General features: G+C 72.7%; 6 protein-coding genes. 2 read left to right on the top strand and 4 right to left on the bottom strand.

What is annotated here, in order from left to right:
* Positions 1 to 4: 4 nt before the first annotated feature.
* The 3 genes from WME90_RS42080 to WME90_RS42090 all read right to left on the bottom strand — a co-directional run bounded on the left by WME90_RS42080 (position 5) and on the right by WME90_RS42090 (position 5833).
* Complete coding sequence (locus WME90_RS42080; protein ID WP_437277729.1) at positions 5 to 2182, bottom strand: serine/threonine-protein kinase; 2178 nt, start codon at positions 2180 to 2182, stop codon at positions 5 to 7.
* Between the two features lie 78 nt (positions 2183 to 2260).
* Positions 2261 to 4219 carry a zinc-ribbon domain-containing protein gene (locus tag WME90_RS42085; protein ID WP_437277730.1) on the bottom strand — a complete coding sequence of 653 codons (1959 nt, stop codon included), beginning with the start codon at positions 4217 to 4219 and terminating at the stop codon, positions 2261 to 2263.
* A gap of 213 nt (positions 4220 to 4432) precedes the next feature.
* Entirely contained in the window at positions 4433 to 5833 is a 1401-nt protein-coding gene (locus WME90_RS42090; protein WP_437277731.1) for a hypothetical protein, read from the bottom strand.
* Between the two features lie 908 nt (positions 5834 to 6741).
* On the opposite strand from WME90_RS42090, the gene WME90_RS42095 reads away from it, so the two are divergent.
* Together WME90_RS42095 and WME90_RS42100 are read left to right on the top strand one after the other, a co-directional pair.
* Entirely contained in the window at positions 6742 to 9006 is a 2265-nt protein-coding gene (locus tag WME90_RS42095) for an SdrD B-like domain-containing protein (protein WP_437277732.1), read from the top strand.
* A gap of 572 nt (positions 9007 to 9578) precedes the next feature.
* Complete coding sequence (locus WME90_RS42100) at positions 9579 to 10049, top strand: response regulator (protein ID WP_012240681.1); 471 nt, start codon at positions 9579 to 9581, stop codon at positions 10047 to 10049.
* A 59-nt stretch (positions 10050 to 10108) separates the two neighbouring features.
* Here WME90_RS42100 and WME90_RS42105 read toward each other — a convergent pair whose 3' ends face one another.
* Positions 10109 to 13012 (bottom strand): Eco57I restriction-modification methylase domain-containing protein, encoded by a 2904-nt coding sequence (locus tag WME90_RS42105; protein ID WP_437277733.1) that lies wholly within the window; start codon positions 13010 to 13012, stop codon positions 10109 to 10111.
* Positions 13013 to 13120: the final 108 nt, after the last annotated feature.

The raw sequence follows: 13120 nt of genomic DNA on the forward strand, positions 1-13120 counted from the left end.
GCCTTCACCCGACGAAAGGCCGCGTCGTCGCGAAATCCGCCGGCCGCAGCACCACGCCGCCGCCGAGCGCGTCGACCACACGCACCCCGGTCGGATGGAAGCCGATCGCCACAAGCCTGGGCGCGCCCTCGGGCTGCGCGTGGTACCGCTTCCAGACCGGCACCCCCGCGCCGTGCCGGCGCAGCACCTCGCGCTCGGTCACGAGCCACGGCACCCCGTCCTCGTCGAGGCCCATCGCCACAGGGCGGCCGCCGCCCTCCAACGCCTCCACCGCGGCGCCGCTCTGATCGAAGCGCATCACCACCCCGGCGCCCGCGGCCCACGCCGCGCCGTCGGCGCCGGCGACGGCCACCTCCAGCGGCGGCGCGTCGGTCATGCCCGTCGCGAACACCTGCGCCTTGCCATCGTAGCCGAGCCACATCGCCCGGCCGCGCCTGCCCCGGTAACCGCCAGCCACGAAGAAGCCGAGCGGCCCCGATGCAACGGCGTGGACCTCGCCCTTGAGCAGCAACAGCAACGGGTCGCTCCAGCGCTCGCCGTCCTGCGACAGCCACAGCTCCGGGCCGCCTTCGCCGTCGTCGGTCTCCGCCGTCACGACGCCGAACGTGCGGCCGTCGCCCAGCACGGCGACGATGGGCCCGACCGCGCCCCCACCCGCGCGACGCGGCAGGGGCATGAGCGAGAAATCCGCGTCGCGGAACAGGGTGCCGCGGAACAGGAGCACGTGCGCCGGACCGACAAGCGCGACGCCGCCGCCCGGCCCGCGCGCGAGCCACCTCGTCGCGGCCAGGTGTGGGAGCACCTCCTCCGGCACCTCCACGTCGAACAGCTGCGGCTCCCGCTGAGAAAAGCAGTAGAGGCCGCCGCCGCTGCACGCGAAGGCGAAGGTCCCCGGCTGGAAGACGACCTCGCCCGGCGCGAGGAGCAGCGCGCGACCGCCGGGGATCGACGACGGCGGGACCACCTCCACCGCGGCGTGCGCGCCCTCGTCCGACGCGACCATCCGGGTCCGCCGGAACTGCGTCACCGGCCGCTGCCCCTTGCTCTCGCGCTCGATCCACCGCGCCGCCACGGCCTCGAGCGGCGGCAAGACCGCCGCGGCGAGCTCGTCGACGCTCGCGTACCGCGCCGGCGCGTCGCCGAACATCGACGCGCCGAAGAGCTGGCGCGCCCGCCGCTCGTAGAAGCCCGCGCCCTCCCGATCCCACGTCCCCGGCGGCAGCTTCGGCGACGCGCCCGCGCGGAGCGCCCGGTCGAGCGCCTCGAGCAGGTCGACGTCCGCGAGGAACCCCCGGTGCAGCCGCCGCGACGTGCGCAGGCTGCGGCGCTCGCCGGTGTTCCAGGCCGGCTCCGAGCGGCACCACTCCTCGCCGGCGATCACGAAGAAGATCGTCGCGGCCAGCGCGTGGACGTCGCTCCACGGCCCGACCAGCGGGTTCTGGTGGCTCGGCCGCAGCGCCGAGAGGCTCTGCTCGGGCCCGCCATAGCCCGGCGTCATCGCCTGCATCGTGGCGAGCCGCAGCCCCTCGACCCGCGCGATGCCGCAGTCGGCGATCTTCGGGGTCTCGACGTCCACGGGGCCGGCGACGAAGACGTTGTTGGGCTTGAGATCGCGGTGGATGACGCCGAGCCGGTGCAGCACGCGCACGCCCTCGATCATCCCGCGCGCCAGCCGGTGAGCCCGCACCGGGTCGACGCCGCCGTCCCCGGCGAGGTCGATCCGCTCGGCCAGCGTCGTCCCGGCGTTCGAGCCCTCGACGTGCTCGAGCGCGATCCAGGGCAAGGAGAGCGCCGAGTCGTTCTCGAGCTGAACGAGCGCGCTGCCGCTGCCATAAAGGCCGATCACGAACTCGCTCGGTGGACGCAGGTTCCTCACCCGCACGAGGGCCTCGATCTCGCGGAGGGCGACGTCCATGCTGCTCATCCCGAGCTGAGCGAGCCCGTGCTCCGTCTCGGGTTTGACGATCTTCACGGCGAGGAGCGTCGGCGCGATGTCGGAGAGGTGGCTCGATCCGACCGTCGGATCGCGCTCGGCGAGGAACACCGCGGACATGCCGCCCGCGCCGATCCACCGCACGAGGCGCAGCCCGGAAGGCGCGCCGGTGCGCGCGTCGGCGAGCACCGGCCGGCTCTGGGCGAGATCACGGAGGTCCGGCGCGCTGCTCCGAAGGACGAGCGTCATGGAGCACGATGCTACGCGGAAGGGACCGCGCGCGGGAACCCGGCCGCGTGAAGGGCGCTGCCCCCGCGACGACCTGGATCAGTTGATGGTGAAGGACTTGCTGACGGAGATCGGGCCGCCGCCGAAGGCAGGTATCCGCGCGCCGCGGAACAGCCTTGCGACGCAGCCGCCGACGCTGGTCCCGGCGAACGGCGCGCCCTGGACCTCGGCCGACGTGACGCTCCCGCTGGGCGCGAAGGTGACCTTGACCCTCCCGGTCCCGGTCGGTCCGCCGGCCTTCTTGCAGCTCTTGGCAGAGCCAGCGGCGGCGCCGAGCGCCGAGCTCGCGGCGCCACGGTTGAACTCCGCGCCTCCGGAGGCCGCCGGCTTCTCCGCCGCGGCAGCGGGCGCGGCCGCCGGCTTCTCCGCCGCGGCAGCGGGCGCCGCCGCCGGCTTCTCGGCAGCGGCGGGCGTCGCCGCGGTCGAAGCCGGCGTCGCGGCGGGCGTCGCGGCGCTGGGCGCCTCGGCGATGGCGGCAGGCTCCGCGGACGGCGCCGCCGTCTCCGCCGGGGACGGCGTTGCGGCCGTTGCGGTCTCGGCGGGCGTCGGCGCCGCCGTCTCCGCGGGGGTCGGCACCTCGGCAGGGGCGGTGTTCGCCTGCTCCGGCGTGGCCGTCGATGTCTCCGGCGTCGGGCTCTGCATGAAGAAGAAGGCGACGCCGCCGATCAGCACGACCGCGGCGATCGCGGCGGCGATCAGCCCCGTGCGGCCCTTCTTCGGCGAGGCCTCCGGCGCCGTCAGCGGAGAGAGCGACGGGAGCGACGAGGGCGGCACCGACGCCTTGGAGGGGAGCGGCATCGACGGAGGCGGCCGCGAGTCCGTCACCGGAGCGAGCAACGGCGGCGGCGCGAGCATCGGCGCAGCGGCGATGGGGCCGCCGCCGAGGTTGAGCAGGTCGTCATAACCGGCGCGACCGTTGTTCTTCGAGGGGCGGTTCGAGGGACGCCTTCCCGCCGGGAGCTCGTCTTCGTCCTTCTGCTTGGCCGCCGCGTTCTCGGTCGCGGTGAGCGCCGAGAGCGAGAAGAGGACCGAGTTCTCGTTGCGCTCGCCCACCTGGCGATCGGCGCCCGGCGGCGGTGCGGATGCACCGGGCTCCTCGGTGCGCTCGGCGGCGCTGAAGACGTCGACCGCGGCCCCTCGGCCTGGGCGACGCGCAGCCGCCGGCGCCGGTGCACCCGCTGGCGACGGCATCGTGGGCGCTGGATTCGCCGGCACCACAACCGCTGGACTCGCCGGCGCCGCAGCCGCCGGGCTCGCCGGCGCCGCAGCATTCGGAGCTTTCGCCGGAACGACGGCCGCAGGCGTCGCGGCCCCGGCCTGGTTCAGGGCGCGCCGCGAGTCCTTCATGACCACGGTCCCCTCGGGCCCGAACCTGAGCCCGGCCGGCGCCGGGGCCGTGGGGATCGGCGCAGCAGCAGGCGCAGGCGTCGCTGCAGGCGCAGGCGCAGCTGCAGCTGGCGCCGCTGCAGCTGGCGCCGCTGCAGCAGGGACGGCCGCAGCAGGCGCAGGCGCCGCTGCAGGCGCAGGCGTCGCGACCGCGGTCGCCGCAGCGGCGACGGCCGCTGCGGCGGGCGCGGGCGCCGCCTCCTCCTGCGTGGAGAAACGCTCCTTGAGCTCGGGGACGCTGGCGATCGGCAACCAGTCGCCCATCCCGTCCTTCCACACGTACGTGTCGTTGCTCAGGCCTCCGCGCGCGTACTCCGCCACGAGCTCGGCGGTCGTCATGGTCCGCTCGTCGCCCTCGGCGACGTTGACGGTCCACGTGTCGGGCGCGGGCGCGCCGCCCGCGTCGGCCACGAGCTTCGCCTCGGCGTCATCCGACAGGTCGCCCTGCTGCTCCGCGGTCGCGTCCTGCGGCGCGGACGGGGCAGCCTCATTCGCGCCGTGGACCACCATCGAGTGGTTGCACTTCTTGCATTTGATCTTGACCGTCTTGCCGGCGACTTTCTCGTCGGCAATCGTGTACTTGGCCTGGCACGACTCACACGTAATCTTCATGCGACTGTCGCCCTTCCCGTTCCGGCATGCGGGCATGGGTTCAACGACCACACACGCGCATGATCACGCGGCCCGGTCGGTCGACGCAGGATAGCGGGACGTCGCGAGACCGATCAAGGCGGCGACTTCTTTTATGATCGGCGCCGTCGCAGCGCCGCGCGATGACGCAGCGCGCGCCCATCGCTCCCGCTCAGCGCGCGCAGTGTGACGGGATCAATTGAGCAGGAGCAGCTGCGTGCCATCTTTCCCGCAGAACATCGCCTCGCTCGGATAACGGTCGCCGCAGGTCGGGCAGATCTTTCCACGAGCCCGCAGCGTTGGCCGGACGGGCGCCATGGCCGGCGCTGCGACCCCCGCGAGCGAGGCCTCTGAGGGTGCCGGCGCTTCGCCCGCGCCGGCGCCGTCGCGCTCGCCGGCGGCGCCCGTCGAGGCCAGGCCTTCCAGCTCGCCTCCCGTTCGCCGGCGGCCGCGGCGGAGCAGGATCAACCCTGCAAATCCGAGGCAGGCAGCGACCCCGCCGACGATGGCGACGAACAGGTTCTTGCGCTCGCGTCCCAGGTCCTCGCCCGAGGTCGTGCGCCCGCCGATGGTGCCGGCCGCGATCACCGCGACGGCGGCCTGCTCGCTCTCGCCGGCCTCGTTGAGCCCGCTCGTCGCGAGGAGCGCGTCGTAACGATCGGGGCTCGTCACCTCGATCGCGACGGTCACCCCCTTGCCGGCGACGGACGCGACGAGGCCGAGCGTCCCCTCGCCCGCGCCGGCGCCGAGCGAGAGGGCGCCGGTCGCGTCGACCGTCGCGGCCGTCGCGAGCGGCCCGGGCGCGATCGACCACGTGGGCCTCGTCGGGAGCGCGCACCCGTCCGCATCCATGACCAGCGCGCGGAACTGAAAGCGTTCGCCCGGCCGCATGAGCTTGCGCGACGGCGTGACCTCGAGGCGCGCCGGCTCGCCGGGGGCGTCGCAGGTGCGCGAGGCCGCGGGCTTCTTCTCGGCTACAGGGGGCGCCGCGGACGTCGCGGGCGCCGCGGGCGGAAGGCTCGCGACCGGCGGCGGGGCGCTCACCGCGGGGGGCGCCTCGCCCTCGCGCCGGACGAGCGTGTAGGTCCGCGTCCTCGTCACGGACGCGCTGCAGGTCGTGTCCTGGATGATGAACTGGTACTGCCCCGTCTCCACCATGTTGATGCTGGCGTCGGTCGCCTGCGTCGTGGTGGTGACAACGGCCCGGCGGGGATCGCTGGCCGGCGTCGTGCAGCGCGTCTGCCAGGAGCGCGCGTTGCCGGACGCCGAGTGCTTGCTGCGCGCGAGCCCGGGCATCTGCTCCCAGCACTCGGCGGTGCTCCACGACCGTCCGGCGCCCGAGATCGAGAGCTCCGAGCCGTGCTGCTGGATCTGCACGGCGCCGCCCGGGGCGCCCTGCGGGCGCGGCCTGGGCCCGCACGCGTCCCCCCAGGCGGCGACCGACCACTGTTCCGTGAGCGCGCTTGCGGTCCAGGACCCGCTCAGCGTCGGCAGGTCCTGCGCGGCAGCCTCACGCGGGATGGCGACGATGGACGCGAGCGACGCGAGGCAAAGCGCGTGAAACAGGGCCGATGAAGCGAGCAGCGGGCGTCGCACAGCCGAACCGTAGCAGCGCCCGCGCACGGGCGGCACCCGGCAGGCTCGGCGCGCCGCTCGCGCGGACGAAGGCCGCTCGCGCGGACGAAGGCCGCTTGCGGGGACGAAGAAGGAGAAGGAGGGGGCACGACCGGACGCCCCCTACGCAGGATGCAGGCCCGAAGCGCCCGGTCCCCGTCCGTGCCGTGCGCGGTGAGCGGTGATGACGGCGCGACGCCAGGGCCCCTACACCGACCGCGCAACCCGACACGCACAACACACGCCCGACACGCCCAACACGCCCAACACAAAAGAACGCAGGTCACAAAAAGGATCTAGACAGTCGAAACAGAGATTCGTTATCTTGAAAAATGGTCCCGTGCGCACTCTTCAGCAAATCTCGGCAGGCACACCCGCGTACCTGATCCGATCCTGTTCGACCCTCGGCGCCTGCGAAGGCCCGGAGAGGGCTGCTGAGCGTCGCAGTGCGCCGCCATACGAGCCGCGCGGCAACCCACGAACTGCGAGCTGCGCGCTGGCCATCGATTCGGCCATCGATTCGGCCGCCGTTCTGGCCATCGAACTCGGTGCGCCAGACTGCGCTCCTCTCCACGGGTCGCGAGCAGGCCAAAAGCGTCACCACACGACCCAAAATTGTCACCGCACAACTCGATATTTTTAGCGCCACCGCCAAAAAGATCTGGACACTCTCACCCTAGAGTTGCTAACTTAAACACTGTCACCTTGCGCATCCGCTCTCCGATCGAAGCAAAAGCGCCCGCGTACTTGATCTGATCCTGATCAGCCCGCGGGGCTCATTCCGACCGGAGCCCGCGAAACCGACCTCGCCTGACCCATGTGTCATGGTGCCTGCACTTCGGATGACGCTCCAGCAATGGTTCACCCGTGAGGACCTCAAGGAGCTACAAATGAAGCAGTTCGCAATCGCATCTTCCGCCGCGCTCGCCACGCTGTTCATCACCGCCACCAGCCTCGCCAACACCAACGCTCCGTCCCCCACGTGCACCGTGATCAAGCGGGGTGTCCTGGGTGACATCTACAACGCAGAGATGTGGAGCCTCGCCCCGAGCTACCACGTCCCGACCCCCTTCGAAGTGAACACAGGGTACTCCAGCACGGTCGGCGAGAAGCGCTCCGTGTTCCGCTTCGATCTGAGCCCCATCCCCGCCGGCTCCCTCATCACATCAGCCAAGTTCTACGCCCTGACGTACACGAGCACCGCGAAGACCGTGTACGTCCACCAGGTGCTCGCCCCCTGGAGCGAGGAGCTCGTCACGTGGAACAACTTCGGCGGCATGGACCCCGCCGCGTTCACCTCGTTCGTGCCCAACGTCACCGGGTGGAGCTCGGTCGACCTCACCGGGATGGTGCAGCAGTGGGTGAACGGGACAGCGCCGAGCTACGGCATCCTCCTCGAGGAGGGCACCAGCGGCAAGACGTCGTACAAGGGCAGCGCCCACACGGAGATGTCTTACCGCCCTCTCCTCGATGTCTGTTACACGGTGCCGAAGGGCTCGATCGGCGACAAGGTGTGGTTCGACGCGAACGCGGACGGCATCGAGGACGCCTCCGAGCTCGGCATCTCCGGCGTCGTCGTCGACCTCTTCGGCGACGCGAACTGCGATGGTAGCGCCGACGGCGCCGCCCTCCAGACGACCGTGACCGGCGCGAACGGCATCTACCGCTTCTCCGAGCTCAACGCGGGCTGTTACGTCGTCGACGTCGACGACGCGACGCTCCCGCTCGGCCACCTCCTGACCAGCGACGACGAGCCGTTCGGCGTGTCCCTCGGCGCGGGCGAGAACGTGACCAACGCCGACTTCGGCTACGTGACGTACTCGTCGATCGGCGACACGGTCTGGCTCGACAGCGACGCTGACGGGCTCTACGAGCCGGAGACCGGCGAGCTCGGCGTCAACGGCGTCCGTGTCGAGCTGTTCCAGGGGGGCCAGCTGATCGACTTCACCATCACCGGCACGAGCCCCTACACCGGCCAGCCGGGCTTCTACCTCTTCGACACGCTCCCGGCGGGCACCTACTCGGTGGTCATCACGCCCGACAACTTCATGACGAGCGGTCCGCTCGCCGGACAGGAGCCGACGGCCGACCCCGATGGCGGGCTCGACAACGTGGGTGTGGTCTCGCTCGGCTGGGCACAAGACCTCCTCGACGCCGACTTCGGCTACCAGATCTCGTGCGGCAACGGCGTCTGCGGCGGCGACGAGAGCTGTTCCACCTGCGCCGTCGACTGCGGCATCTGCCCGCCCCAGTGCGGCAACGGCACCTGCGAGGCCGGCGAGGACTGCGGCAGCTGCAGCGCCGACTGCGACGTCTGCCCGCCCGTCTGCGGCGATGGCACCTGCGACGCGAGCGAGAGTTGCGGGAGCTGCGGCGCCGACTGCGGTGCCTGCCCGCCCGTCTGCGGCAATGGCACCTGCGAGGCCGGCGAGGACTGCGGCAGCTGCTCGGACGACTGCGGCGCCTGCCCCGCGGTCTGCGGCAACAACGTCTGCGAGAACGGCGAGGACTGCTCGACCTGCGCCGGCGACTGCGGCGCTTGCCCCGCGGTCTGCGGCAACAACATCGTCGAGGCCGGCGAGAACTGCTTCGAGTGCCCGAGCGACGTCGGCATCTGCCCGCCGGTCTGCGGCGATAACGTCTGCGCAATCGGTGAGAGCTGCTCGAGCTGCGCGGCCGACTGCGGCGAGTGCCCGCCGGTCTGCGGCGATGGGGTCTGCAAGGCCGGATCCGAGGACTGCCTGAGCTGCGCGGCCGACTGCGGCGCCTGCCCGTCCGCCTCACCCGGCACCGGCACCCCCGGCTACTGGAAGAACCACGAGAGCGCGTGGAAGGTCTCGCAGCTGACCATCGGCGGCAAGACGTACACGAAGTCCCAGCTCCTCGACATCATCAGCCGCCCGACCAAGGGTGACGTCACCTACATCATCGCGAAGCACCTCATCGTCGCCAAGCTCAACGTCGGTATCGGCAACCAGTCGAGCTGCATCGAGGACACCATCGCCGCGGCCGACGCCTGGCTCAAGAAGTACCCGCTCGGCAGCAACGTGAAGGAGAGCACCAGCAAGAACGCGCCGTGGACGACCGGCCAGCCGCTCGCCGAGAAGCTCGACAACTACAACAACGGCCTCCTCTGCGCGCCGCACCGTGACTGACCGAGGATCGACCGGTAACCGGTAAACCGGTAATGGCCCGGTACACCGGTTGAACGAGAGCTCTCCGAGGCCAGCGCCCGCTCCGAGCGAGCCACCTCAAGCGCGACCTGCGCTGGCCCCTCCCCCCTCTCCTCTGCCGCTTCCCCTCCTGCGCCGCTCCCTCCCCGAGCTCCTCCTACCGAACGCGCTCGTCCGCAAGGAGGAGCGGGCTCATCGCGCCGTCGGCCTGGCGACACCCTGGACGGTAGCGGTCGCACTGCCCGGGGAAAGCTCGCGGAGAGCCAGGCCCCGGTGCCGGCGAGGCACAGCGGCGGATGTGCCCCGGCGGTGGGCGTGATCTGCCCCTTCCGCGACAAATTGCCCCTGCAGCCCCGAAGGGAACCTCCGCGGGCGCCGCCTACGCCGCGGACAGCGCCCCGCCCAGGAGCGGGGTCGGACCCGTCGAGCCTGCTCCACCGCAAGGCAGGACAGGATGGCACGGGCGCTGCAAATCCTGCGGGGCTGAGCTCCGAGGATCGCAGTAGACAGTCCGAAGACGCAGCGTTGGCGGGCCAGAAGAAGGAGAAGTTGCCATGAACCTGACGGAAAGCTGGATTGGCGATAAGCCCTTGGTCCCGCCTTGCGGCTTGTTCGGCAAAGGCCAACATATCGTCCTGGCCGAAGACGACGATGACTTCCGGTCGACGATCGCCATGGCGCTCCGGAGCGACGGCTTCGAGGTGTCCGAGGCGCGCAACGGCCTCGAGCTGCTCGACAAGGTGGCGCCCTGCCTCGGTGGGAACGAGCCCCCGAAGCCGATCGACGCAATCGTCAGCGATATCCAGATGCCCTGCTTCTCGGGGATGGAGATCCTGGAGGGCCTCGCCGAGGTGAGGCGGCGGCCGCCGGTCATCCTGATCACGGCGTTCGGCCACCCGCACCTCCACGCGACCGCGCGCAGCCTGGGCGCCTCCGCCGTCTTCGAGAAGCCGTTCGATCTGGATGATCTCCGCAGCGTCCTGTTCAACCTGAAGGACGCGCCCGGCTTCGACGGCGGTTACTGACCTCTACTGACGGCGGTTGCCGAGGACGGAGCGCTCCGTCCGCGCGCGGCGGCCGCCGCTCAGCCGTCCGGCCGCGGGAGCGGGGTCGCCGCCGCCCAGCGCGCGACGCAGCCCCGCTCCTCCTCGGTCATCTCCAGCATGCTCGCCACCGTGCCGTCCAGGTGGCGCCGGGCGTCGGCCGGCAGGCCCGCGTTCGCCGGGCCGAGCTCCCGTCCGAGCGCGTCGAGCGCGGCAATCAGCGCGGCGCCCGCCGGCGGGGGCGCAGGGATCGCACGCAGGTGCGCAATCTTCACCTGCGGCATGCCCTCGCGCGCGTCCCGGTGGCGGGTGTAATGCCACCATCGGATGGGAGACGAGTTGAGGTAGCAGAGCAGCGCAAACTCGCTCCAGGTGGCGTCGCAGAAGCCGGCCAGGATCGAGTTGCGGAACGGGAGGCCGTCGCTCAGCGCGGCGATCGGATAGCGGGCGGTCTGGCGGATGAGCAGCCGCACCGCCTTCCAGTCTTCGTCCTTCCGGAAACGGCCCTTCACGCGGGCGCGATCGACGTGGTGGCGCGGCGCGCGCGCGATGAGCTCGCCCACGTCGGTGCCCTCGCGGATGGGGCAGGTGTACGGCGGCTCGGGGGCGTCCGCGCGCCGGATGCGCTCGGCATCCTCGGCCGTCGTCTGAAAACCACGCTCGCCGAACAGGGCAGCCGGCAGCGGGGTGAGCGCGCCGAGCCGCTCGAGGAGCCGGCGGGACACGACGTCGAGATCCGAGCGCGCGAGCGGCCACGAGGCGATCGCCGCCGCCCGGGGCGCCTCGGGGGCGAGGCGGGTCGAGAGGAGGCCCATGCACGGCTGGAACACGCCGTCGAAGGCGTCGCTGCCGAAGCTCGGGAGGTCGGAGTCCACCGCGCAGAGCGCGTCGTGCGCGCGCCGCGTCGGGCCGTATCCATCGAGATCCGACACCGACGTGGGGATGACGAGGCCGAGACGCCCGCCCGGCCGCAGCAGCGACGCGGCCCGGTGCACGAACAGGCCGTGCAGCGAGCGGTAGCCGTGGAATGCCGGGTTCCTCCGGAGGTGGAGGTGGAAGACCTCGGGCGCGATCGGCTGCGCCGCGCGGCCGACGTACGCGACCCAGGGCGGATTGCCGATCACGGCGTCGAAGCCCGGCTCGGAGCGATCGAAGACGGCAGGGAACGCGAGCTCCCAGTGAAGGAACCGGCGCTCCTCGGCGATGCGCCGCGACAGCGCCGCCCGCGGATCGGCCGGCTCGCGCGCGGCGGCCATGTAGCGCGCGAACGTGGCCGGCGCCGGCGCCAGGGCCGCGAGCTCGCCCTCGGGCGGCCAGAACCACAGCGCCATCCAGGCGTCGAGCGCCGCCCGATCCGCTCTCTCTGCGCCGTCGGGCCCGTCGCCGGGCGCTCCCTTGGCGCTCTCCGGCGGCGCCCCCTCCGGCGGCGTCCCCTGCGGCGCTGTCCCCTCTGGCGCCGTCCCCTCCGGCGGCGCCCCCTCCGGCGGCTGGGGCGCACGAGCCTGCCGCAGCAGGGCCCGCCGCGCTTGCCGCTCCGCCGTGCCGCGGGGCAGCTTCGCGGCGGCCGGGAAGCCGCCGACCTCCGCGCGCTCGGCGCCGATGAGGCTGTCGCCGCAGCGGAGCTTGCTGTCGAGGAAGCTCAGCGGGAGGCGCGCGTCCTGCACGACGAGCCACAGCGATAGCCTGGCGAGATCGACCGCGAGCGGATCGAGGTCGACGCCGTGCAGGCAGCGCTGCGCCACGAGCGCCATCGCGCGAGCGCGCGGCGGCTCTCCAGGGGCGAGGGGCGGCGCGGCGCCGGCGCTCTGCCACGCGTCGGCGAGGCGCGCGGCGAGCTGGCGGCACGCCTCCACAAGGAACGCGCCGGACCCCATCGCGGGATCACACACGGCGAGCGCGAGGACGTCCTCGGGCGAGGCCGGCCGGCCGTCCCTGTCGAGCAGCGGCGACAGCGTGCGCTCGACGACGTGCGACGTGATCTCCCGCGGCGTGTAGTACGAGCCCGCGCGCCGCCGGAGCTGCCCCGGCTGGAGGTAGAGCGCGCCCCGCGCGATCCGGTCCGGCTGCCTCGGGGACGCGCGGCGCGCGAGCGCCTGCGACAGCTCGATCACGCTGCCGGCCGCGGCGACGCGCGCGGCGGACCGCGCGCCGAGCTTCAGGTCCGCCACCTCCTCGAGCCGCGCGGGCCGGTCACGGCCAGGGAGGGCGAGGAGCGCCTCCAGATCGACGACGACGTGGGAGGGCAAGAGCGCCATCGACTCGCCCTCGGCGATCTCGAGGTCGAAGGCGATCAGCCCCTCGTAGAGCGTGCCGAGGTGCTCGACCTCGAGCTCGCCGTAGCAGAGCGGCGCGCCGTCGCGCACGAGGAGCGCCGAGAGCACCCGGTGGAGCGCGCCGTCGCTGAGCCAGGGTCTCCCCTCCAGGAAGGGATGGGCGTCCGGATCGCAGAGGCCGCCGCGCGCGTCCCCGGGGCCGCGATCGCGGAGCGCGCGGAAGAGCGCCGCGATCCTCGCCCACGCGCCGTGGCGGCGCTCGAGGTCGTCTCCCTGCCGTCGCCGTTCTTCCTGGAGATCCTCGAAGAGCCGAGCGAGCGGCGCGCCGCCGCCTTCCACGCCGGCGAGCAGGCCGCGCGCCTCGGCGTAGAGCAGGAAGATGAGCCGCATCAACGCGGACACGAGGCCGGCGCGGAGGCGCCGCCGCCCTTCCGCGGAGCCGGCGCGCGCGACGCCGCCGTCCTGCGGATCCGCCGCCTGGAAGCCGCGGAGGACCTCGCCGAGCGCGCCCTGCGCCTGATCCCGGAGCTGCCGCGCCACGCCGTCGGCAGGCGGCCCGGATCCGTCGAGGGGCGCGCCCGTCCCCGTCGCGCCGCCGCGCGAGGCGAAGGCGCCGCCCGGTTCACGGTCGCGGCCCAGGGCGGCGCTGAGCTGAGGGCATTCGGAGGACACGCAGGTTCCGCGCGAGCATTGCGGATGGGACCGGGTGCAGGCAAGCGCCCCGACGCGGCGTCGCGCCCGGCCTGCGCCGGCCCGCGGCCGGGCGCGACGCCGCGCGGA

Origin of the sequence: Sorangium sp. So ce375 (genome assembly GCF_051473855.1) — a bacterium.
Taxonomy (GTDB): domain Bacteria; phylum Myxococcota_A; class Polyangia; order Polyangiales; family Polyangiaceae; genus Sorangium.

Bases quoted from the DNA above. Each gene is read 5' to 3' on its own strand.
- WME90_RS42085 (WP_437277730.1), bottom strand. From the start codon at position 4,219: ATGAAGATTACGTGTGAGTCGTGCCAGGCCAAGTACACGATTGCCGAC.
- WME90_RS42095 (WP_437277732.1), top strand. From the start codon at position 6,742: ATGAAGCAGTTCGCAATCGCATCTTCCGCCGCGCTCGCCACGCTGTTC.
- WME90_RS42080 (WP_437277729.1), bottom strand. From the start codon at position 2,182: ATGACGCTCGTCCTTCGGAGCAGCGCGCCGGACCTCCGTGATCTCGCC.
- WME90_RS42100 (WP_012240681.1), top strand. From the start codon at position 9,579: ATGAACCTGACGGAAAGCTGGATTGGCGATAAGCCCTTGGTCCCGCCT.